This is a genomic window from Staphylococcus sp. HMSC071G07 (assembly GCF_001811435.1).
Taxonomy (GTDB): Bacteria; Bacillota; Bacilli; order Staphylococcales; family Staphylococcaceae; genus Staphylococcus; species Staphylococcus pettenkoferi.
Map to the genome: position 1 here is coordinate 221,863 of NZ_KV804784.1, position 23,037 is coordinate 244,899.

The 23,037-nt window shown below is 41.1% G+C and carries 23 protein-coding genes; 12 read left to right on the top strand and 11 right to left on the bottom strand.

What is annotated here, in order from left to right; translation table 11 throughout:
* Positions 1-122: 122 nt before the first annotated feature.
* Entirely contained in the window at positions 123-842 is a 720-nt protein-coding gene (locus tag HMPREF2802_RS10365) for a YiiX/YebB-like N1pC/P60 family cysteine hydrolase (protein WP_002471989.1), read from the bottom strand.
* A gap of 102 nt (positions 843-944) precedes the next feature.
* Here HMPREF2802_RS10365 and HMPREF2802_RS10370 point away from each other — a divergent pair, with 102 nt between their 5' ends.
* Positions 945-1,322 (top strand): DUF3139 domain-containing protein, encoded by a 378-nt coding sequence (locus HMPREF2802_RS10370; RefSeq protein ID WP_070504329.1) that lies wholly within the window; start codon positions 945-947, stop codon positions 1,320-1,322.
* Between the two features lie 185 nt (positions 1,323-1,507).
* On the opposite strand, the gene HMPREF2802_RS10375 is transcribed toward HMPREF2802_RS10370, so the two are convergent.
* A complete protein-coding gene (locus HMPREF2802_RS10375) occupies positions 1,508-2,389 on the bottom strand; it encodes a helix-turn-helix transcriptional regulator (RefSeq protein WP_070504332.1) in 882 nt (293 codons plus the stop codon).
* Positions 2,390-2,682: 293 nt separating this feature from the next.
* Between HMPREF2802_RS10375 and HMPREF2802_RS10380 the strand changes: the two genes are divergently transcribed.
* Genes HMPREF2802_RS10380 through HMPREF2802_RS10395 form a run of 4 tightly spaced genes read left to right on the top strand, consistent with a single transcriptional unit; the run spans position 2,683 to position 5,098 of the window.
* The gene (locus HMPREF2802_RS10380) at positions 2,683-2,886 is read left to right on the top strand and encodes a helix-turn-helix transcriptional regulator (RefSeq protein ID WP_002471958.1); all 204 of its coding nucleotides are present in this window, start codon (positions 2,683-2,685) and stop codon (positions 2,884-2,886) included.
* Positions 2,883-3,605 carry a DUF3169 family protein gene (locus HMPREF2802_RS10385; protein ID WP_070504335.1) on the top strand — a complete coding sequence of 241 codons (723 nt, stop codon included), beginning with the start codon at positions 2,883-2,885 and terminating at the stop codon, positions 3,603-3,605. The genes HMPREF2802_RS10380 and HMPREF2802_RS10385 overlap by 4 nt, the downstream gene beginning before the upstream one ends.
* A 15-nt stretch (positions 3,606-3,620) precedes the next feature.
* Entirely contained in the window at positions 3,621-4,463 is an 843-nt protein-coding gene (locus HMPREF2802_RS10390; RefSeq protein ID WP_070504338.1) for an ABC transporter ATP-binding protein, read from the top strand.
* Complete coding sequence (locus HMPREF2802_RS10395; protein WP_070504341.1) at positions 4,463-5,098, top strand: ABC-2 transporter permease; 636 nt, start codon at positions 4,463-4,465, stop codon at positions 5,096-5,098. Before HMPREF2802_RS10390 ends, HMPREF2802_RS10395 begins: the two co-directional genes overlap by 1 nt.
* A gap of 58 nt (positions 5,099-5,156) precedes the next feature.
* Here the strand turns inward: HMPREF2802_RS10395 and HMPREF2802_RS10400 are convergent, their stop codons facing one another.
* The 3 genes from HMPREF2802_RS10400 to HMPREF2802_RS10410 all read right to left on the bottom strand — a co-directional run bounded on the left by HMPREF2802_RS10400 (position 5,157) and on the right by HMPREF2802_RS10410 (position 9,021).
* A complete protein-coding gene (locus HMPREF2802_RS10400; protein ID WP_070504344.1) occupies positions 5,157-6,521 on the bottom strand; it encodes a glutamine synthetase family protein in 1,365 nt (454 codons plus the stop codon).
* A gap of 54 nt (positions 6,522-6,575) precedes the next feature.
* The gene (locus tag HMPREF2802_RS10405) at positions 6,576-7,751 is read right to left on the bottom strand and encodes a M20 metallopeptidase family protein (protein WP_070504348.1); all 1,176 of its coding nucleotides are present in this window, start codon (positions 7,749-7,751) and stop codon (positions 6,576-6,578) included.
* Positions 7,752-7,851: 100 nt separating this feature from the next.
* Positions 7,852-9,021 (bottom strand): amidohydrolase family protein, encoded by a 1,170-nt coding sequence (locus HMPREF2802_RS10410; RefSeq protein WP_070504351.1) that lies wholly within the window; start codon positions 9,019-9,021, stop codon positions 7,852-7,854.
* 166 nt (positions 9,022-9,187) lie between these two features.
* Here HMPREF2802_RS10410 and HMPREF2802_RS10415 point away from each other — a divergent pair, with 166 nt between their 5' ends.
* Positions 9,188-10,891, top strand: coding sequence for an ABC-ATPase domain-containing protein (locus HMPREF2802_RS10415; RefSeq protein WP_070504353.1), 1,704 nt, complete (start codon positions 9,188-9,190; stop codon positions 10,889-10,891).
* 210 nt (positions 10,892-11,101) lie between these two features.
* Here the strand turns inward: HMPREF2802_RS10415 and HMPREF2802_RS10420 are convergent, their stop codons facing one another.
* The 3 genes from HMPREF2802_RS10420 to HMPREF2802_RS10430 all read right to left on the bottom strand — a co-directional run bounded on the left by HMPREF2802_RS10420 (position 11,102) and on the right by HMPREF2802_RS10430 (position 13,605).
* Positions 11,102-11,356, bottom strand: coding sequence for a type II toxin-antitoxin system Phd/YefM family antitoxin (locus HMPREF2802_RS10420; protein ID WP_070504356.1), 255 nt, complete (start codon positions 11,354-11,356; stop codon positions 11,102-11,104).
* Positions 11,357-11,555: 199 nt separating this feature from the next.
* Positions 11,556-11,882 carry a hypothetical protein gene (locus tag HMPREF2802_RS10425; RefSeq protein WP_070504358.1) on the bottom strand — a complete coding sequence of 109 codons (327 nt, stop codon included), beginning with the start codon at positions 11,880-11,882 and terminating at the stop codon, positions 11,556-11,558.
* A gap of 244 nt (positions 11,883-12,126) precedes the next feature.
* Positions 12,127-13,605 carry a catalase gene (locus HMPREF2802_RS10430; protein ID WP_070504360.1) on the bottom strand — a complete coding sequence of 493 codons (1,479 nt, stop codon included), beginning with the start codon at positions 13,603-13,605 and terminating at the stop codon, positions 12,127-12,129.
* A 431-nt stretch (positions 13,606-14,036) separates the two neighbouring features.
* Between HMPREF2802_RS10430 and HMPREF2802_RS10435 the strand changes: the two genes are divergently transcribed.
* The 4 genes from HMPREF2802_RS10435 (at position 14,037) to HMPREF2802_RS10450 (ending at position 18,601) form a co-directional block, all read left to right on the top strand.
* Positions 14,037-14,792, top strand: coding sequence for a methyltransferase domain-containing protein (locus tag HMPREF2802_RS10435; protein ID WP_070504363.1), 756 nt, complete (start codon positions 14,037-14,039; stop codon positions 14,790-14,792).
* A gap of 158 nt (positions 14,793-14,950) precedes the next feature.
* Positions 14,951-15,982, top strand: a complete 1,032-nt coding sequence (locus tag HMPREF2802_RS10440) for an extracellular solute-binding protein (protein ID WP_053092824.1) — start codon at positions 14,951-14,953, stop codon at positions 15,980-15,982.
* 2 nt (positions 15,983-15,984) lie between these two features.
* Positions 15,985-17,598 (top strand): ABC transporter permease, encoded by a 1,614-nt coding sequence (locus HMPREF2802_RS10445; protein ID WP_070504366.1) that lies wholly within the window; start codon positions 15,985-15,987, stop codon positions 17,596-17,598.
* Complete coding sequence (locus tag HMPREF2802_RS10450; RefSeq protein ID WP_070504368.1) at positions 17,564-18,601, top strand: ABC transporter ATP-binding protein; 1,038 nt, start codon at positions 17,564-17,566, stop codon at positions 18,599-18,601. The genes HMPREF2802_RS10445 and HMPREF2802_RS10450 overlap by 35 nt, the downstream gene beginning before the upstream one ends.
* A 192-nt stretch (positions 18,602-18,793) precedes the next feature.
* Here HMPREF2802_RS10450 and HMPREF2802_RS10455 read toward each other — a convergent pair whose 3' ends face one another.
* On the bottom strand, positions 18,794-19,141 hold the full coding sequence (locus HMPREF2802_RS10455; protein WP_083307633.1) for a hypothetical protein: 348 nt from the start codon (positions 19,139-19,141) through the stop codon (positions 18,794-18,796).
* Between the two features lie 188 nt (positions 19,142-19,329).
* Entirely contained in the window at positions 19,330-20,181 is an 852-nt protein-coding gene (locus HMPREF2802_RS10460; RefSeq protein WP_070504374.1) for an NAD-dependent epimerase/dehydratase family protein, read from the bottom strand.
* A 165-nt stretch (positions 20,182-20,346) separates the two neighbouring features.
* On the opposite strand from HMPREF2802_RS10460, the gene HMPREF2802_RS10465 reads away from it, so the two are divergent.
* Both HMPREF2802_RS10465 and HMPREF2802_RS10470 read left to right on the top strand, forming a co-directional pair.
* Entirely contained in the window at positions 20,347-20,772 is a 426-nt protein-coding gene (locus tag HMPREF2802_RS10465; protein ID WP_070504377.1) for a MarR family winged helix-turn-helix transcriptional regulator, read from the top strand.
* A gap of 97 nt (positions 20,773-20,869) precedes the next feature.
* A complete protein-coding gene (locus HMPREF2802_RS10470; RefSeq protein ID WP_070504380.1) occupies positions 20,870-21,073 on the top strand; it encodes a hypothetical protein in 204 nt (67 codons plus the stop codon).
* An 89-nt stretch (positions 21,074-21,162) separates the two neighbouring features.
* Here HMPREF2802_RS10470 and ilvD read toward each other — a convergent pair whose 3' ends face one another.
* Entirely contained in the window at positions 21,163-22,857 is a 1,695-nt protein-coding gene (ilvD, locus tag HMPREF2802_RS10475) for a dihydroxy-acid dehydratase (RefSeq protein WP_070504381.1), read from the bottom strand.
* Positions 22,858-23,037 lie beyond the last annotated feature (180 nt).

Genomic DNA, 23,037 nt, shown 5'->3' on the forward strand with positions numbered 1-23,037 from the left:
CGGTGGGCTTTGTTGATGTTTTGAGAATTGATGGTAAGCTCAACATAGTTGGAAAGTGTTCAACGTAAATGAGTATAGTGAGTATAAAAGAGTGGCTCATTAAGCCACTCTAAAAATTCATCTTATTTATAAGTTTTTACTTTTTTAGCACCTTTAATATTATGTGCTAGTTTATAAGGTGTGACCCATTGTTGTGATCTTTTAGAACGAACAGTGTTTTTTCCTGCACCATAATAGTATGCTTGCCATACTAGCTTAGAGCAATAAGAGTAATGTTTATTTAAAATATTCATTCCTAAGGAATATTTGAGTTTTTTATTTTTAGATTGTTTAGCAGCCCATTTAGCAGCTTTTTTACCTTTCTTAGAGCTTACACGATATACTTTTATATATTTTCCTTTTCCTGTTTTATGATTATGGCGGAATTTAGAAAATTTAATTGTGCGAATATGTTTTCCGTAGCCCGGCATTTCTACAACTGATTTACTATTTTTCGCAATTGCTGCATGACCAGTCAACCCATTATTACTACTACCGGATGCATTAGTTACCAGAATATCACCAGGTTTAAGTTTGAATTTGGCTCTTGTACTTGTATCATTTTGAAATTCATCACTTGAAACTTCTTTTTTCTCTTCAATTTTATCTTGTTGTAGTTGTGTCTGTAATTCTGAATACTGTTCTTTAGTTGTATCAGGATCTAATTTACCTTCTTTTTTCATCTGTTCATAAGATGTAGTTGAAGCATCATTTTCTTCATTAGCAGAAATTTGAGGAGCTAATTGTGAAAATACTAAAGTAAATAAAATAGCTACAACAGATATACGAAAAAATAATTTCATTAAAATAAACCTCCTAATAAATATTTATCTTTTTATATGTTATATTAAAATAAGATAAAAGTCTAATTTCATTTTATATAAAATTGTTTTAGGAGGTTAAATATGAAAAAACTTTTAATAGTATTAGGTATATTATCGATAATTGTACTTAGTGTTATATTTGGTTTTGCTAGATTTAGATATATATCCTACAAAGAAATAGATTTAGCTATACAGGAACATAACTACAATAAGCACATTCAGAATATAGAACAACATTTTGATATGCATCAATATGGCTATTATAAAGAAGTTAAATATAAAGAAGAGCCACATAACATTTATCTATACCAAACAGTTGTACGTCCTGGGTTAAGAGACTATGTCAATCCTTTCTATCACTATAAGAAACATAATGTTAAAACACTAGTAAATGATGAGAAAACACAGAATGAGATATCAGGTGAAAGAAAAACAAGATATCAAATAAATGATCAATGATTTATTTAACAGGACTTATATAAATGTTATCTAAACTGGGTTTGTAAATTTTAAGGAGAAGACTTAAAAACCCCAACCTGACAACTCAGATTGGGGTTGATTCGTATACTATATAAAGTCAATAACGATATTCTGTAGTGCGCTAATTTGATTTAAGTAGAGGAATAACATTCCACTAGGCAGTATCATCTCTCATAATGCGCAATAATCTCTTTCATACGGTCCAAGAAACCATTAATATACTTTGCTGGCCCAAGAATACGCACATGTGGTGTGTGTTGATAGGCGATATAATACGCATCAAGCTCTGTCACCGCCAAATCAATAATTAAATAATCATTATGAGATGACGGACGTTCATCTATGACAGTATAAATTTCACATAAACTGCTCTTAATATCTTTGTGCACTTCAAGCGTAACAACATCTCGCGCATAACACTGCTTAAACTGCAAATCCGTAAATTCTACCTGATCAATTTTACGCACATCCACACTCTTTAGTGAGTCATTCTCCTCATATGTTAACCAATAATTGTAGTTCATATAAATCAGCGAATGAGGCACAATCGTACTCTTGCTTTGGTCTGTGAAAGTCACATCGATCAGCACACCTTCACGGATAGCCGTTTGAATCGTCATCAACTGTTTACCAGGCAGCACTTCACCTTCTCGCGGTTTAAAATGATTGATGACATCTTGAATCGTATTTGCATCTTCAATTCGTGAACCTTGCTTCAATTTCTCAAAAAGTTTAATGACATTCGTATGTAAATAAGGCGTTAAGCTCTTAATCTGCAACAATACGCCCAATACGGCATAACTATCATAGGTGAATGTGTAATTATCGAGATAATAATACGTGCCTTCTGAACCACGTTTATGCTTAATTTCTGTATCAGTCGCATGCCATTCGTCACTTTCATAGAAGAACAGATTCATATCTTTAACATCACGTTGTAGTGTCTTGGCGCCTTTACCTGTCTGTTCAACGAATTCCTGCACTGTAATCGTCTTACCGTTAATGAGCTTTAGAAAAATATATAAAATACGTTCTGTTCGGTTCATAAATTTCAACTCCTGCATTTATTATATAGCCAGAAATGGACAAATATTGTCTTTTTAGAAGAGGAAATTTGTGAAATTGATAGAACAATTATCTTGAGGAGCTGCAAAAACAAATGTCGAACAATATCCTTGTCACTGTCACATCCCTTTGGTAGAAACGAAGCCACTTAGCACAACCTTGATAATTTGATAGATTTTAATTCACTAATGACTACTATACGTTTCTTTTTGACAACTATACTTGTCAAAATGACTAAAGTATTATATATTATGAACTGAGGAGTTGAGGGAAATTGCGCAATCGACTTAAAGAATTACGTGCTCGAGATGGCTATAATCAAACTCAGCTTGCTAGAAAAGCCGGAATATCTAGACAAACTGTCTCTTTGATTGAACGAAACGACTTTATGCCATCCATTCTAACTGCAGTGAGAATCGCACGTATATTTAACGAACCAGTAGAAGATATCTTTATATTTGAGGAGGACGAATTGTGAAGGTTGGAAGATACATAGGATTAATTATACTTGGTTGCTTTATAGGTGGAATTATTGGAGGGGTAATTGGTGTAGCTCAAAATTTTAACATTAAAAGATTATTATTATTTGTTGATTTTAAAAATTCTATTATTATTACTGCTATTTCACTAGTGCTGATTTTGATTTTAGGAATATTTGCCTTTAAATATGCACGTAAAGCATATTTTTACAAAAATGCATTAGAGAAAGATATTAGTGAAGATAATGTAGATACATACGAACAAAAAAGCAATATTCAATTTTTAGAAGCTCAAAAGTTACTGTTAGCTAGCTATGTTATCGCATTTTTAAATTTATTTATTATTGTATTAGGACACGGTTCGATAGAAGTTTATTTTATTGCACTTATACCATTTTTTGTCGTAGTGATTTGGGGAACGATTAATGGTGTTTATGCACGTAAATTAGATTCTCGAATGCCTAAATTTGGAGATAAGAATTATACAGAAAAGCGTTTAAGTGTGATGGACGAAGGTGAACGTCATATTACATTGAAATCTCTTTTTAAAGTTAACGCGGTTACACTTTCTTTAGTAATAGTTGGACTCTTATTTTTATACTTCTATTCAATGGCAACAGGCGACAACCAAAGCATTGGCATGCTCGTGTTAATCATTATTTTCATCTATAACTCACTAACTTATACTTTCAAAGTTGCGAAATACTATAAAAACTAAGAAAGGGAGAATATAATGGACTATTTATTAAATGTGAAAGATCTCAATAAATCTTATAAAGATAGTGAATTTACATTATCTGACCTTAATTTAACGATTCGACCAGGAGAGGTGGTCGGCTTAGTAGGGAAGAACGGTTCAGGTAAATCTACGTTAATTAACACGCTTGTTGGGAATCGTTTTCCAAGCTCAGGAGACATAGAATTTTTTGATCAAAAAGCAACATCTCAGAATGATCAGTATAAAGAGTATTTAGGCGTCGTATTCGATGATTTGCGTGTGCCTCATAAGTTAGATATTAAGCACATTGATAAGGCTTTCTCACATATTTACCAAACATGGGATAGCGATAAATTTAATAAATTAATTCAACAATTCGAGTTGCCAAACAATCGTCAGGTCAAAGATTTCTCTCGAGGAATGAAGATGAAGGTGGCGATTTCAATGACACTCGCACATGATAGTCGTCTGCTTATTCTCGACGAAGCAACTGCAGGAATGGATGTCTCAGGCCGTGAAGAGGTGCTTGATATATTAGACGACTACATAGGTGAAGAAAATGGAATTATGATTTCTTCTCATATTTCAGAAGATATTGAGGCAATCGCGACGAAACTTGTCTTTATGCGAGATGGCCGAATCATTTTAACAGAAGAGAAAGAGAAGTTATTACAACAATACGGCATCGTGCGTCAACCAGTAGAAGAGTTCAACGTGCCGAACCAAGTGCTCGTTGCGTCAAGAGAATACCGTGGAGAACGCATTTCTCTAGTGGACGATTACACGCAAGTGGAGGGTGCAGAATCTCTAAACTCAATCGATGATGCGACAAAAATCTTGATGCGAGGTGAAATCTAATGAAAGGTGTATTTTTAACGAATTTCTATGCGACGAAAAAGCAATTTATTATGTATTTGATTATCGGTATTATTATGTCATTAGTTTTTTCATTCATTAATCCAATGATGGGATGCTTTATGCCAATGGTTCTTCTATTGAATCCCGCATCTGACAATATCAAACATGAGAAAGAATCACATTGGATGTACTATGTATCAACACTTCCAAACGGACGAAAAAGTTACGTTAATTCATACTTTATTTTTGTTCTTATTGCCGTAGTGATGGGTCTAATTTTTGGTATGGTTGCTATTTTAGCCATGCACCAGAGCTTTGGCCTTGCCTTACTTGCGATCTTATTTGGTTTAGGCTCAGTAGGTATATACTCTTTAATTTTCCCATTTACCTTTAAATTTGGTCCAGAAAATTCAAATTCAATTTTAATATCGGTTACTTTTGTTTTAATGATTGCATTCCTAGGAATTTACTTCCTAACGATTCAACCTGCCTTTATGAGAGCAGGTAGCTTTACTGGAGTCGTGCATGATGCGACCGCATTAATAAGTGTCATTGGTTACGGTATCTTCGGAATTATTATGTTATTTATCACTTACTTCGTTTCTTTATCTATCTTTAAAAATCAAGAGCTCTAAAACACGAAGAAATCCAGCCAGTGCATCACGCATTGACTGGATTTTCTGTATTTCTTCCTTAGAATATCTTCGAAATGCTCTCTAATTCCCAACCACTAATGTGTTGCGTATATTTCCTCCATTCGCTCCGCTTCACATTCATAAACTCTTTCCAAATCGATTGACCGATTGTTTCTCCTAACACCGCATCTTTCTCAATCGTTTGAACCGCTTCTAATAAATCACGTGGCACCCATTCAATGCCATGTTCTTTCAACTGCTCATTATCAAATTCAGCCACGTCTTCTTGCATTGGGTCACCGGGATCAATTTTATTCTGAATACCATCCAGACCTGCCGCTAACAAGCACGTAGACAGTAAGTAAGGGTTACAAGAACCGTCAGCGCCACGGAACTCAAAGCGACGTGCACGACGAACTTCAGGCACACGAACGAGTACAGAACGGTTCGCATCTCCATAACATACATGTGCAGGTGCCCAAGAACCTGGCTGCATACGTTTGTAAGAGTTGAACGTTGGCGCGCCAATACCAACAAGGGAACGACCATGCTTCAACAAGCCGCCGATAAAGTAATACGCGTTCTGAGATAACTGCAAGCCACGCTTATCGCTTGGATCTTCGAATAAATTGTTACCGTCTTCGTCATATAAGCTAATATGGACATGTAAGCCGCTTCCTGGCTGATCTTCAAACGGTTTCGCCATCAATGTACCTAACATGTCATGTTGACGCGCGATTTGTTTAAATAAATGCGTAAACGTCACTTGGTCATCTGTTGCTTTCAACGCATCCGCATACTTCAAGTTTACCTCAAGTTGACCTGGACCATATTCACTGGAAATTTGTTCTGTCGTTACGCCCATTGTTTCTAAAGCATGGACGAATGATTGAACGAAACTATCTTGAATATCGACCCCATCTGTTGAGAAACAATGTGATTGGTCAGCTGGAAGGATGTTGCCTTTCTCATCTGTATCCAATAGATACGCTTCTTGTTCATAGGCCATGTTCAATTTGCCGCCTAATAACTTTTCTACTTTTTCCAACAAACGTTTTAAAGCATTACGTGGACAGCCTTCCCACGGTTCACCATTCACATCGTATAGGTCACAGAGCATGCGGGCAGTCTTCTCACGGAAAGGAACGACCGCATACGTATCAGGGTCTGGAATCGCGAAGAAGTCCCCATCGTTAGAACCATACGCGCCACCTTCGATAAACTCATCGAACATGTCGAAGCTCATGATCGCTGTACTGAAGTTAACGCCGTCTTCCATCGCTGCACGCAAGTTGTCGTTGCGAATCGTACGCCCACGCGTCACTCCTGTGTAGTCGAGAAACTCCATACGGATAAATTCAATATTGTCATCTTGTACTCGATCTAGTACTTGTTGAATCTTGTCATTCTGATTATTTACCATAGTTATCGCCTCCTTAAATCGTGTCGAAGTACTGAGTTACGGAATACAAATCAGTTAACGCAACATATCTAATGCATATTGCGTAAAGATCTTCGCGCCATAAATGATGGCTTCTTCATTAAATTTAAACTGTGGATGGTGTAAGTCGTAGGTCGTCTCATCCGCTTCGCTAATCCCTAGACGGAAATAGGTGCTCGGCAGTTGTTCAGAGTAGTAACCGAAATCATCGGCACCCATCGACGGTTGACCAAGGTCGATGATGTTGTCCTCGCCGACAATCTGACTGGCACTGCGCTCAAGCTGATCAGTAATTTCGTCGTCATTAATCACAGGCGGATGGCCGTTGATGTACTCGATATCGACGCTGCCGCCAAAGCGTTCAGCGGTCTCTTTCACCAGTCGGGTAAAATGCGCTTCAATCTCTTGGCGCATCTCATGGTCGACAGTACGCACAGAGCCTTCCACTACCACTTCATCTGCAATTGAGTTGTTGGATTGTCCACCTTCAACTTTACCTACATGGATGAGGTGAGGTTTCACTGGATCAAGCACGCGTGTTTCGAGAAATTTGAGTGCTTGAACAATTTCGTGCGTAATCGCTAGAGCATCGATCCCTTCGTAAGGTCGTGCCGCATGACCACCTTTACCGTGGACTTTGAGTACGAAGTCATCACACGAAGCGGTTACCGGCCCCTTGATGGTCCCAATTGTACCGAGGGGGAGTTTCGGCCACACATGTAGCGCGATGATATTCTCAATCTGTGGGTCAGCCAGTACACCAGCCTGTATCAACTGTTCAGCAGCGCCATCTGCTTCTTCTCCAGGTTGAAAAATGCAGCGCACCGAACCTTTCAGTTGATCACGGTGTTGCCACAAATGATAGACCGCACCTAACAGAATCGTCGTATGACCATCGTGTCCACAGGCATGCATGACGCCTTCGTTTTGAGAAGGGAAGTCGACGTCCGATTTCTCTGCAATAGGAAGGGCATCAATATCGGCACGTAAGGCAATGTGTTGACCCTCTTCGGAACCTTCGATATCGACATAGAGTCCGGTATCGGTAATGGTTTGATATGGAATGTTCCAGTCATCTAAGATCTTTCCAATATATTTCTGCGTTTCATGTTCTTGGAATGACAGCTCGGGATGTTGGTGTAAATGTTTGCGAATCTCAAATAACTTATCATTCAATTCGTCTTTCCAAGACCACTTTACAGGTTGCGTCATCTTCTCACTCCTTTTAGTTGAATTATGAGATGTACAGCGAGATTGTGGGGCGTGCCATTATAGAAATTCATTTGGCCCATCCCCATTACTCGAAACATTTTTACTTACTACTACAAGCAGCAATCGCATCTTGATAAACGCGCTCGAAGTTACGATAGAGCACCATCTCACCAATCTCTTGCGCCATGTTCTCGTCCATATAGTCACGTTCGACCCACGTCTCTAAGATCTCGGTCAAATCTTGGCGGACCAACTTCGCCGCTAACCAGTTCATCTCTGGCGCGCTGAAACAGTCTGAACCGAACATCACTTTGTCGAACGGCGCGAATTCGAAGACGGTAGAGAGAATCCGTTTCGCTCCGTGACCCGCGAACGGAATCTGAAGTGAGATGTCCATATAAACATTAGGCAAGATGCTTGTGATAAACGCCGCTTCTTCCATCCACGGATAGCCGCCATGCACGAAATGGACTTTCGTCTGACTGTACTTCGGCGTGCGTAACATATCAATCAGCAAACTTGGACTCGCTTTCGGTAAGACGACTTCGCCATCGCCCACACCAGTATGGATATGCATCACTTTGTCTGTTTCCGTACATGCTTCCATCGCCAAATGCATACAGTAGTCGCGTAACGGTTTCACAGCTGCACGCGTGTCATTGCGGAACGTAGCGTAAGCATCTGCTGCTTTGTCTTCATCTTTCGGCAGAACTTCTAAACCACTGCGGTAAGCGATGATCGATTTCAGACCTACAACATCAGGTCGTTGCAAAGTTTGGAGTAAATCGTCGTAGTAGGCTTGTTTGAATTCGGTAAAAGTCTTACATTGCGCGCCGTAATGTTCCATTACGGGTTCAATGCGATAAATTTCAAAGGTGTGAAAGCCTGCCGTTTGTTCAAAGTCTGCTTTCGGAATATGTGGCACAGGATAGCCGTAATCGACAATCATGCCAGTGATATTCGCATCTTGATACAAACTTTGAGTGTAGTTGGCATAATCTTCAGCGTGTTGATTACGCGCTTCCACTACAGCCTCGATATGCGGTTCACATTGGAAGAATTGAGCCAAGCGTCGAATAGTGAGTTGTAAATACATATTCATGCCCGGAACAATGCCATTCTCTGAAATATCTTGTTTGGTAAACATATCGGGGATGACTGAAAGTGATAATGTATTCAAGAAACTTTCTACGGTGTGTGGCTTCTCAGGCGCGACAAAGGGATGACAATGGACATCCACAGCCGGCACCTGTTGAAGATTGATGGACATAATAACACTTCCTTTGTAATCGTTTACAAAAAGAGTACTTAAAATTTACCGTTAAGTCAAATAATTCTGAAATTTTATCTGTAAAAACAGTCAATGGCGTGAAGTTTCCTAGCCCACGAGAGTTGGGTAAACAATCAATAAGATAACTGAAACGAGGAGGATGCTGTTGAAGACTGCGAAAGATTTGAAACAACTGTTACATTCAATAGATGGAGGTAAATACGGCGCGTATAAGCGTTTGAATGGCAATCATTACCGCTTCGATGATTTCACCTTTGTCGTGGAACATGTGCAAGCGGATCCGTTTGCGCCACCAAGTAAAGTGCGTGTACTTATGAATCGTGAAACAGCGGGGATTCCGGACGAACTGCTCGATTCACACGATAAAGTTGTAGCGGTAACTGACTTCTTAACACGTGCGTTTGGTCAAGAAATTAACCGTGCGCAGAAAGGTGCGAAAGGATCTAAAGGCAAGATGGTTATTGATCGTTGTGGCCAAGAGATTCTCGACCGTTCTGCCGTTCAAATCGATGACGAAGAGATTGAAGTGCGTTTCGAGATTGGCATGCCAGCAGCAGGCCGTAAGATTTTAGGTAAAAAGGCTGCGACCATCATGATCGATCACATGCCGAACGTCGTTGAGCAAGCCTTAATGTATCGCAATTTAGATCAAGATCGCTTGAAAGAGCAAGTAGAACTTTACCTCAACCAACAATTTATTCGTGAAGAACTCGATCGTCGCGACCTCGTAGCGTTTGTAGGTAATGATGCGATACTTCCACGTAAAAATGGCGTGTCTGACTTACCACTGCAAGACGCGGTGCCTTTTACCAGTCCTGAAAGTTATGGAATCACACTCGACTTGCCATATGGTGGCCAACTGACAGGAATGGGGATTCCGGTTGGTATTACGCTCATCGTCGGTGGTGGTTTCCATGGTAAATCGACATTGCTTGAAGCGCTTGAAATTGGTGTTTATAACCATATCGCGCAAGATGGTCGTGAGTTCGTCATCACACGCGCGGATGGCATGAAGATTCGTGCCGAAGACGGGCGCAGTGTGGAGAAAGTGAATATCACGCCGTTTATTGATAATCTGCCAGGTAAAAAGGACACGGCACATTTCTCTACGACGAACGCAAGTGGTAGTACGTCCCAAGCGGCGAATACGATGGAAACGCTCGAAGCGGAATCATCACTACTCCTCATCGACGAAGATACGACAGCGACAAACTTCATGATTCGCGACGACCGTATGCAGAAGCTGATTGCGCCTGAGAAAGAGCCGATTACGCCGTTCGCTAGTAAGGTCAAACCACTTTATGACGATTATCAAGTGTCTACGATTCTTATCGTCGGCGGTTCTGGTGATTACTTCGATGTCGCCGACCAAGTCTTTATGATGGATGAGTATGAGTTGAAAGACGTGACAGACGATGCGAAGGCGATTGCGCAAGCGCCAGAATATCAGCGCGATGATATTTCAGATCGCGAGTTCGGTGACATTCCGAAACGCGTGCCGTCGAAAGGAAGCTTTAACAAGAAAGGTAAAGATAGCCGTCTGAAAGCGAAAGGTAAGCATGCGATAATGTATGGCAAAGAGCCGATTGACATTTCAGGTTTGGAACAACTCGCTGACCCGAGTCAGACGAACTGCATCGCAATGATGCTGGATTACTATCAACATCATTTGTCAGGGCGTAAGGTGAGTATCGTTGAAGCGGCTGATACGATTTATAGTAAAATTGCTGAGGAAGGTTTCGATGCCATTGCGCCGAAGAATCGTTATCCAGGTGACTTAGCCTTACCACGTAAACAAGAATTTATCGCGACGATCAATCGTTATCGTGGATTGAATATAGAAGAATAATTATGTGAGCCCCACAGTCAAGTTAAGGTTGGCTGTGGGGTTTAGTGTGTGGGGAGTGAGGTGCAGGCAAAAAATACACCCTATGAAGTTAGACTTTAACTTTCAGGAGTGTGTCTCATTTTTTAAACCTTGATTAATTTTTTGTCTTTTTTATGCTCCATTTGATATTATTTGTGTCAACTGGAAGCTCTGTAGTAAAAATTCTTCTACTTAATCAGCGATATCAATGGACTTAGTTTTCACATTACCACGTTCTAGATTTTCGATAGATTCTGATAGATGTTTGGCATTAGCTGAATTCTGTTGTAAGTATAAAGTTTCTATAATTTCGATATAACTATCTTCGGACATCATCACTGCATTACAATCTTTAGTTGTCACTGTTACTACGTCACAATACTCATTAACTTTATGAATCATATCTTCCAAGTGTTCCTGTACATATGAATATGTCTTTGCAATCATAATCTCATGTCTTCTCATTAGAGTTTTATATGAATGCTATTATTGTACAACATTCTACGTATGGATAGCGTTATAAAGTGTCATTCTCACTATAATTAATTTATTGAAAAACCACGCGAGCATCGTCGTTTTAAAAGTAAAAAAGAGCCCAGGATAAAACAAATGTCTTTTAATCTCACCCTAGACTCTTCTATCATTATTAATCCATATGTTCTTCAATATAAGCTTTAAATGTCTCTGCTTTCTCAACATCCACATTGCGCATCGGAAACGCACCGACCGCAAATCGAATCGTTAACGTCGCATCTGCCAACGTAATCGCTTCAATCTCACTATAATTAATATTGCGGTAGTAGAATTCGCCGTCCATATCCACATTCAGAATCAAACGTTCGCTCGTCGCCACATATCCTGCTTCAAAGGTCTTCACTTCACCACGCACAGGGTAGTCCATATCGCCGAGTAGCGTAGGCCCTTTCTGTTCAGTAGGGAACAGGTCATTTGGATTTACATTATCTAATATCATTACTTAAGTCCTCATCTATTTCTTAATATTTATCGCTTCGTGTTTCGCATAAGTCTTTTAAAAAGGAGCTAAGCGCAAGTGTGCTTACCTTGCGCTTAGAATCGCCCTACAATATACAATAGGGCAGTGCCATTAAAGAAAGTGGTGCAGATGAGTCGCTTCACATTTTAGAAAGAGTATCAACAATGTTCTCACCTATACTTGGGGATGCCTCACTTAGCCATTAATGGCATCAAATTTATCATTAATCTACGATATCGAGTTCGACATCTTTAATATCAATACCGAGTGCTTTAGCGACACCTTCACCATATGCAGTGTCCGCTTTGAAACAATGGCGAATGTGACGGTGTTTAATATGGTCACTTACTGGTGCCATTTCGTTCGCAGTATTCTCGAATAAACGTTGTTGTTCTTCTTCAGACAACAAACGGAAGAGTTTACCCGGTTGTTCGAAGTAGTTCGCGTCATCTTCACGGAAGTCATGTTCATAAGCTGTACCTTCTAATGGCAAACCAGGCTTTTTAAACTGCGGCTGACTTTCTAACTCTCCATGTTGGTTTGGATAATAATGTGTCTTCGCACCTTGGTTCTCGTCTAGAATACGCATTTGACCATCGCGGCTGAACGGACAAATATTTTCAACTCCTACACCTTTAGGTTGGTTGACTGGAATTTGCCAGTGGTTCACGCCAAGACGATAACGTTGCGCATCTCCGTACGAGAAGAGACGACCTTGTAACATCTTGTCAGGTGAGAAATCGATACCTGGAACGATATTTGTAGGCGCGAACGCAGCTTGTTCTACGTCTTGGAAGTAGTTCTCAGGGTTACGGTTTAACTCAAATTCACCGACCTCGATGAGAGGATATTCGTCTTTATACCAAACTTTCGTTAAATCGAATGGATTATCTTTATGGTTACGCGCTTGCTCTTCCGTCATCACTTGAATGTACATCTTCCATTTCGGGAAGTTGCCTTCTTCAATCGCGTTGAACAAATCTCTTTGAGAAGATTCACGGTCTTGACCTACGATACGTGTTGCTTCGTCAGGCGTTAAGTTCTTAATATCCTGTTGGCACACATGATGGAATTTAACCCACACACGTTCGCCTTTAGCGTTGTACATAGAATACGTGTGAGAACCGAAACCGTGCATGTGACGGTAGCCATCTGGAATACCACGATCAGACATGAGGATCGTCACTTGGTGAAGTGCTTCCGGAAGTGATGTCCAGAAGTCCCAGTTCGCTTCAGGATTGTGCATATTTGTCTTCGGATCACGTTTAACGACGTGGTTTAAACTTGCGAATAACTTCGGATCTCTGAAGAAGAACACAGGGGTATTGTTACCTACGAGATCCCAGTTTCCTTCGTCCGTATAGAATTTCAACGCGAAACCACGGATATCACGTTCTGCGTCTGCCGCACCACGTTCGCCGGCTACAGTTGAGAAACGAGCGAACATTTCTGTTTGCTTACCAACTTCAGAGAAGATGCTTGCGCTTGTATATTGAGTAATATCATTTGTTACGGTAAAAGTCCCAAAGGCACCTGAACCTTTCGCATGCATACGTCGTTCAGGAATGACTTCTCTATCGAAGTGCGCCATTTGTTCCAAGAAATAAATATCTTGCATTAACAGTGGACCACGTGGACCAGCCGTCATACTATTCTCTCTGTCTGATACGGGTGCGCCAAATAAACCAGTTAATTTACTCATAGTTATATCTCCTTTGGTGTTGAGTTGAAGGACGCTGTCTTTAGAATAATTTAAAATTATCTTTTATACGGTTATGGTAAAATTGAGAATTTGAATAATTCGTTAAGTCATTGTGAGATTCGTTACATTGCCTTCATACTCACGATTGATGCCGTCGATGTCATCTCATGACATGGTTAGATGGATGAGACGCAAACGTCAACATGTACTATGTAATTGAAAATAATTATTACTTTGTAATTACTATAATCTATTATACACAGTTTCACCCGGTTGTCTATCTTTTTCACTTAAAATATTTATTAGGTCGTGCGGAATTGGGTTGGTAAGTTAGGTGGTTTGGTTTTAGTGGAATGATTTCAATGGAGTTAAATAGGTTAAAATAGTAGAGCATTTTTTAACGATATAATGAAGAAAAATATAAAGAAAGGATGTTACACGTGAAACATCAGAAACGAAATGATTTTACGGCACGGATATTCGAACAAGTAGGAATCAGTAAGGGCATGCGCGTGCTCGATGTCGGTTGTGCGACGGGAGAAGTTTCACGACTCGTCTCTGAAATAGTGGGCGAAACAGGAGAAGTCGTAGGTATCGATACAAGTGGTCAGATGATTGAGATGGCGCAACAGAACAATCCAGGTTCTAATATTACTTATCTACAACAAGATATTTACGACTTACCCGAAGATCTTGGAAAGTTTGATGCGATAGTGGGGCGCCGCGTGCTCATGTATCTCCCAGACCCTCAACGCGCGCTACAACTTTTAATACAACATCTGAAACCGAATGGTATCATTGCCTTTCAAGAAAGTGATGCGATTAATTGCGGAGTAGGTGGAGATCGATTACCTCATCATCAGGAAGCGATTCAACGTGTATGGAAGACGGTTCAAGCTGAAGGGGGCGACATTCATATAGGTCAGAAATTGTATGATATATTTCTGCGCTTAGGAATTGAAAGCCCACATATCGAAGCAGAAGCGGTTATGCAAACGGCTGAGAATAATGATTTACAGTGGTTAACTGAAATTATGATTGAACGTATGCGAGCACATCACATTGTCGACGATGATTTCACTCTAGACCAGTTCAAACAAGAGATGACAGAAGAAGCAGAAGAGAATAAAGCAGCCTTTATCCGCGACATGAATTTCGGTATCTGGGGTCACGGTCTATTTTTATAAAATTTACATTTTCTACAAGAAATTCATGAAAACGCTTGTGCAGTGTACAATATTGTGGTATATTTTTAACTGAAAATGGTTATCATTATCACGAATCGAAACCATTACTTCAAACCAACGCAACATATTTTACATAGAAGGGATAGGGACATAGAGCGATGAAAAGAATCTTATTACCAATCATCTTAGTCGCTGTACTCGTGCTCACTGCAGCTTGTGGTAACGGCGGAGACAAATCAGGCTCTAAAGACGGTAAGAATGGCAAGCTTGTCATTTACAACGGTCAACATAAGAGCGCTACATCTGCTTTAATCAAAGCATTTGAGAAAGACACTGGCATCAAAGTTGAAGAACGTGACGGTAAGAGTAACGAGCTTGCTCACCAAATCGTTGAAGAAGGTAAGAACTCTCCTGCTGACTTAATCTACACAGAAGAATCTTCACCTCAAATCATGTTAGATAACAAAGGTTTACTTGCGAAAATCGATAAAGACGTTAGCAAACCAATCGATTCTAAATACAAATCTAAAGACGATACTTGGACAGGATTACTTGCACGTTCAAGAGTTGTAGCTTACAACAAAGACAAGATCTCTGAAAGTGAACTTCCTAAATCAGTGAAAGACTTAACTGATTCTAAATGGAAAGACAAATTCGCTTTCCAACCTACAAGTGGTGCGTTCCAAGCACAACTTTCAGCAATGATTAAACTTGAAGGTAAAGATGCAGCGAAAGAATGGTTAGAAGGCATCAAGAAGAATGGTAAGACTTACAAAGATAACAAACGTGCGCTTCAAGCTGTTGAGAACGGCGATATTCCATTTGCGTTGATCAACAACTACTACTGGGATAGACAAGCAGCTGAGAAAGGTAAAGACAACTTAAACTCTCGTCTATACTTCTTCGGTAACCATGACTTAGGTGACATGTTAACTGTAGCAAGTGTAGGTGTTGTGAAATCAAGCAAACATAAAGAAGAAGCTGAAAAATTCGTTAAATTTGCAACTAGTAAAAAAGGTCAACAAATCTTAACTGATAAGAGTAAACAATATCCTTTAAACAAAGAAGCAAATACTAAAGGTATGAAACCATTCTCTGAGTTGAAACCACCAGAAGGTACACAAGATTTAGGTAAATACGCTGACGGTAAAGAAGCAGTGAACTTACTTAAAGAAGAAGGTTTACTATAATAATGAATAGTAATACACAAGGACGTCTTTTTCGAGGAAGAAATTCTAAGAACGGGAGACGTCCTGTTCTTCTATATATTATTATTTTATTTCTCGCTTTACTGTTCTTGTTACCGGTGGCTTATGTCTTTATCAAAGCGAAAGAAATTGGTTGGCAAGCTTCTTTAGACTTGCTCTTGCGTCCGCGCATGTTCCATCTCTTGTGGAATACCATTAAATTAAGCTTCTTCGTCACATTAGTGAGCGTCTTAATTGGAACGACGACTGCACTTATCGTTGAACGGACGAATGTGCGTGGTGGTAAACTCCTAAACGCACTCATCACTTTACCGTTCGTCGTGCCGGCCTTCGTGGCAAGCTACAGTTGGATTTCTGTCGCACCATCCTTAGAAGGGTTCAAAGGTGCGCTACTTGTCCTCTCATTATCCAGTTATCCGCTCGTGCATCTGCCCGTCGTAGCTGCATTAAAAGGGCTCGACCCTGCGCTTGAAGAAACGTCTCGTTCCCTAGGTCGGAGTAAATTCACGACGTTCGTACGCATTACGTTGCCTCAGTTGAAACCGGCCATTGTAGGTGGGGGTATCTTGATCGCACTTCACATGCTTGCTGAATTCGGGGCACTTGCTTTTTTAAACTATGAAACCTTTACGACAGCGATTTTTGACCAATATGACGTCGCTTTCAATAGCTCGGCTGCGGCAATGATGACGCTCGTGTTGCTCATGCTTTGTTTGGTAATTATTTTTATCCAAAGGCTCATTATCGGCAACAAATCATTCACGTCACGCCGTTCAGGTCGCAGTAGTCAGCAGTACAAGGCACGTTTGAATATCTTCGGTCGTGGCCTCGCGTACTTATTTATCGCGATCTTGAGTATCTTGTCCGTAGGTGTGCCGGTCACAACGATCATCTATTGGGCGATTTATGGGAACTCAACGTACTTTGATTTAGATGAAATTATCCATACGTTACTGTCTACTTTGAGACTCGGTCTTGAAGGTTCAGTCGTTACCGTGATTGTCGCGCTACCGATTGTCTATGCGGTCGTTCGTTATCGTGGTTGGGCGAGTAAAGTCGCAAATAACTTGCCATTTCTCATTCACAGCTTGCCAGGGCTCGTGATTGGTCTCACGCTTGTGTTCTTTGCGATTCGTTATCTCAACCCGCTCTATCAAACGGTGACACTGTTACTCATCGGCTATGTTATTCTCTACCTGCCGTTAGCTCAGTCCTCTATCCGGACGTCGATGGAACAGATTCCGCCAAGTTTGGAAGAGGTAGGCCGGTCTTTAGGTAAAAGGCCTATGACTAACTTTTTCAAAATTACCTTGCCGCTACTCACGCCAGGTATCGGTTCAGGTTTAGCTCTAGTGTTTCTCGAAGTGATGAAAGAACTCACTTCAACCTTACTCCTACGTCCAGTGGGCATCGACACCCTCTCGACGAAGATTTGGGAATTTACCAACGAACTTGAATATGGTGCCTCAGCGCCGTACGCCTTATTACTCATCGTCTTCTCAGGATTACCTGTGTACTTATTAACGATGAAATCCTTTACAGATTGGAAGCGAGTGAAGACTGTTGAACACGAAATTACAAGTCAAACAACTAAGTAAACAATTTGGTAATGTGCACGCTTTACGTGATATCACGGTTGATGTCAAAGAAGGCGACATGTTAGCCGTGCTCGGGGAATCCGGATGTGGTAAGACGACGTTACTGCGCTCGATTGCCGGATTTGAAGATCCCGATCATGGTGAGATTAAGATTGATGGCGAAGTGGTCTTTGATGCGAAGACGAATGTCGCACCGGATAAGCGTAAGATCGGCTACGTGCCACAAGAGGGGATGCTGTTCCCACATCTCACTGTGAAACAGAACATTGCCTTTGGATTGACGCGTAAAGAGCGTAAGTCGAACCGTGTCCAAGAGATGCTTGCACTCGTGAACATGCAAGGCTATGAGAACCGTATGCCTAACGAATTATCAGGTGGGCAACAACAGCGTATCGCATTAGCCCGTGCGCTTGCGCCAAATCCGAAACTCGTGCTGTTAGACGAACCGTTTAGTGCTTTAGATGCCGGTTTGAGAACGACGTTACGTGCAGAAGTGAAACGCATGTTGAAACGTGTGAATGCGACGTCGATCTTCGTAACACACGATCAAGAAGAAGCGCTTTCTATGGCAGACTCAACGATGATTCTCGTAGAAGGTCGCAACATTCAAGAAGGCACACCTACGACGATTTATTACTATCCTAATTGTAAAAAGATCGCGGACTTCGTCGGCGATGCAGTTTATTTAGATGGCTACATTGAAGGTGATCACTTCAAAGGAAGTATGGGTCATCTTGAAATTAATGAAGTGTCTCAATCTGAAGGTTCAGAAGCTAAGGTCATGATTCGTCCAGAGCAGCTGGAAATTAGTGATGATGACACTGGGATTGAAGCAACGGTACAAGATACGGATTTCTTCGGACATGATTCATTAGTTTATTTAGATATTAAAGGCATAGGTCGAGTGAAGACACGTATTCTAGGTGCTTGTCAGTACGAAGTAGAGGACAAAGTTCACGTGAAGATTAATGGTAAGGCTCAAGTGATTGAAACAACGGTATAATATATAAATCGAACCCACTCACGCAGTCGAGTAGATATGCGCGAGTGGGTTTTCTCATGATTAGCGTGAAAGTGCGTAGTAGTGGGCTTTGTAGCTCGTGGGTCAGAGTGCGGGTTGTCTGCAGGAAGAGTCCCGGATGTCTAAATTAGTACGAGGATTGAGTGAATGATTATGGTGTAACAACGCTGTAACTCAGTCATACTTGACTTGGTAATGATCTGCATGTACTAATCGTGTCTTCCGTTCAATACCATAATCTTCTACCATACCTACTTCACCGATTTTGAGATAACAAATCACTTTCGCTTTAAATTTCACTTTTTCATTCATCAAGGCTTCGACGTCTTTTAATAATCTACGTCGCTCGATAAGCCAAATGTGGGAAACGAAAATACCGTTAATATACACGTGAGTTAAGAGAATACGTAAGTTACGGATATAGTTATTATTCGAGGTGCTGCTGTAGCGTAGGGCATAGTCAGTTACATAACCAGTTACGATGACGGTCTTATGCTTCAAGGGGCGTAGTTGATTGCGCATGATGAGGACCTCCGAGGGCAGTCTAAGATGATGTATTTTATATTATTATAGCAAGATGACATTAAAATAGTGAGCAATAATATAGATAGTGGGTAAATTTATATATTTTAAGACGTGCGGATAGAGGGAAAAATTAAAAAGCGTAGGCGTGATCACACAATATGCACGTCAGCCTACGCTTAAACATATTAATTATCTTCTTTCATACCTTCACGCCAAGTGTTATAAATCAACTTACCACCTTGTGCTTTGAACTTCTTATTTGATACGCCACGTTCATAATCAGCGGCAGGTTGAATATTCATTTTAGGGTTCACACCTAACATGTCAGCAAACCACTCAGCCCATTTGCCACCAGTCACTGGTTCGTCATCTGCAACGTTGTAGATACCACTGTCGAAGTGCAGCGCTTGAATCGCAGTTTCGACCGCGTCATCGAGATGAATGAAAGATTGTTCGCCATCTGACATCGTCACTTCGCCATCGATAAATTGATTGTAAATCATGCCATCTTTGCCGAACCATGTACCTGGGCCATAGAGATAACCATAACGTAAGATGACGTGATGAGGTATTTCTTGTGTTTGTGTCTCTAAACCTTCGACGCCATCCACTGTCACTTTGCGATCACCTTCAGAGTTATAATCGAGCGGCGTTTCTTCAGTAGCTAGCCCTTTACCGGGTGCGTACGTAAACGCGATACTTTGCGCTTGCATATGTTCAACACCATGTTGTTGTGCAGCTTTCACGAGATTTTTCGTACCTTCAACTCGCACGCGCGTATTCGCTGACATGTCTACAGCTTTTAAATCTGTTAGTTCGTTAATGATAATCTCAGGTTTAAAGTCACCGATTGCTGCTTCTACATCTTCATAGTTAAAGATATCGCCAATGTAACCTTTCACTTCTTGATTTTCGAGTTTCTTTTTACCATGGTCAGAAGTTGTAAAGCCTGCGACCTCATGACCTTCCTCAACGAGACGACGTGTTAAACGTGTGCCAATGAGACCTGTTGCGCCTGTAACGAATATCTTACTCATTATCATCATTCTTTAGTTAAAAATTGTAGATTTCAGTATAGAGGTTGGAGTTAATACAAGAAATCACTTTGCACTTTGCTATCTACCATTTATAGAACTGAGATAAACTTGTATAATAGCAATTAAGAATGTAAGCGAGTACATATAGGGGAAGAAGGTGAAATGATGGAACGAGTGAGTGGAATCGATGAGTGGATGGAGAGTACGGAATACTTTCACTATATCGAGCAGATGATTGAGCGTAATTTCAAACAACAGTACGGGTTGAGTTTGAGAGAGTTCTGCGTGCTTTATAATTTGTATAAACAACCGGAGAAGCGCTGTAAGATTAACGATTTGATTCAATCTGTGCGTTTGAGCCAAAGTGCGATGTCTCGTTTAGTCAATCGACTCGAGCGTGGGGAGACGCCTTACGTTTGTCGTAATGAGTGTGCAGAGGATCAGCGTGCGACGATTATCTGTTTGACGGATAAGGGCATTGAGGTTGCCGAACGGATGATGCAACAATTTCGTAAGTTATTGGATAAGGTAGATTTCGATAATATTGATATGTTGTTGACTGCGACGAAAGCGTCGTTGGAGAAAGAATAGATTGAAATTTTGTAGCGTTGATATAACGATTTAGGAAACAGGCAAAGCGCTTAATATAATAAGGTGCTAGTTAGGGATTAAATAACGACGAGGGAAGGTGAATGTTCTGGACGGCAGTGTGATTAAAGTCATCATCATATTTGTGAGTGTACTCATTGGCTCATTTTTAGCGAATAAAGTGATTAAGGCTAAAAGCATTACGAGTAGACCTAAGATTATGTTGATTTCAGGTGGAATGAGTGCTGGATTTGCAATTCTTCTATATATCATCGTGTTGATGATAAGCAGCTTATTTCAATAATCTCAGAGAACGACCCCCAATTACGCAAAACACGTAAATGGGGGCTTAATTATACTTCATATTATTTCCCGAGTGATAATTACCACAAATTAATCTGTCGTTGCACCTTTTGAAGCGGAGTTCACTAAGCGTGCGTATTTATAAAGTGCGCCTTTCGATACTTTTAATTCTGGCGCTTTCCATTTCGCTTTACGACGTTCTAATTCTTCATCTGAAACATCGAAGTCGATGAGATGGTTCTCGGCATCGATCGTGATGATGTCGTCTTCTTCGAGCCATGCCATAGGGCCACCGACTTGTGCTTCTGGCGCTGCATGTCCGATGACGAGACCATGGGAACCACCGGAGAAACGACCATCTGTTAGTAATCCAACCGATTCGCCTAAGCCTTTTCCAACAAGAATAGAGGAAGCGGAAAGCATCTCAGGCATGCCTGGCCCTCCTTTAGGCCCCGCATAACGAATGACGACGATATCGCCAGGATGGATGCGGTCGTTCAGAATTGCGTTGGTCGCTGCTTCTTCAGTATCAAAGACCTTCGCTGGCCCTTTAATATAAGTTTCGCTTAGACCAGAGATCTTCGCCACGGCACCCTCCGGAGCTAGATTACCTTTCAAGACCACGAGAGGCCCCGTCGGATATTGTGGATTGTCGTAATCGATAATTTTACCGTCGTCGGAAAGATCTGGCGCTTCAGCCAAGTTCTCCGCAACCGTTTGGCCTGTGACGGTCATGCAATCTCCGTGAATCAAACCATGTTGATATAAGACTTTCATCACGCCAGGGACGCCGCCATAGTCATTCAAGTCTGCCATGACATATTGACCGCTCGGACGTAAATCAGCGATGTGAGGCACATGAGCACGCACCTCTTCGAAATCGTCTAATGACAAATCGACGTCCATCGAATGCGCTATCGCGAGCAGGTGAAGGACGGCATTCGTTGAACCACCCAACGCCATCGCAACAGTAATTGCATTCTCAAACGCTGGTTTCGTCATAATATCTTCAGGATAAATGCCTCGTTCGAGCAAGCGATAAACGGCTTGACCTGCAGCACGACTATCTTTAGATTTATCTGCAGAGACAGCAGGGTGCGATGCGCTTCCCGGCAAACTCATACCAAGGGCTTCAATTGCGGAAGCCATCGTATTCGCAGTGAACATACCTCCACATGACCCCGCGCCAGGACAAGCAGAACATTCAATTTGATTTAAGCGATCATCATCAATTTCTCCATTATTGTACTGACCTACGCCTTCGAACGCAGAAACGGCATCTAATTTCTGACCTTCCAAATTTCCAGGTAACGTCGTACCGCCATAGACGAAGACGGCAGGTAAGTTGAGGCGTGCGATACCCATCATGCAACCTGGCATATTTTTATCACAACCTCCAATTGCGACTACGCCATCGAGATTCTCTGCATTCACGACAGACTCGATGGAATCGGCAATCAGTTCACGACTCGGCAGGGAGTAACGCATGCCCGGCGTCCCCATCGAAATGCCATCGGATACCGTAATCGTATTGAAGATGAGGGGATTCGCACCCATTTCACCGATACCATGCTTCACATCACGCGCCAGACCGTCGATATGTACGTTACACGGCGTGACCTCACTCCACGTACTCGCCACACCAATCATTGGATTCTGGAAATCCTCATCCTCAAATCCAAGCGCACGTAGGTAAGAGCGATTCGGCGTACGACTCACCCCTTCACTGATGACTTTACTTTGAATGCGCAAATCTTGATTCTGTGATTGATGGTTTGAAGTCATCCAATTCCCCCTTGTTTGAATAGATTAATATTGCATTTTTGCATATCAATGTATTTTTCATATAAATAAAAGTAAAGTTGTTTGAATTTTTAAAATAGAATGAATTACTAGGATAAAGTGAATCGGGAGAGCTGTCAATGGGTGGTGGGTAAAAGCAGACAGTAGGGGTTCAAGTCTCAT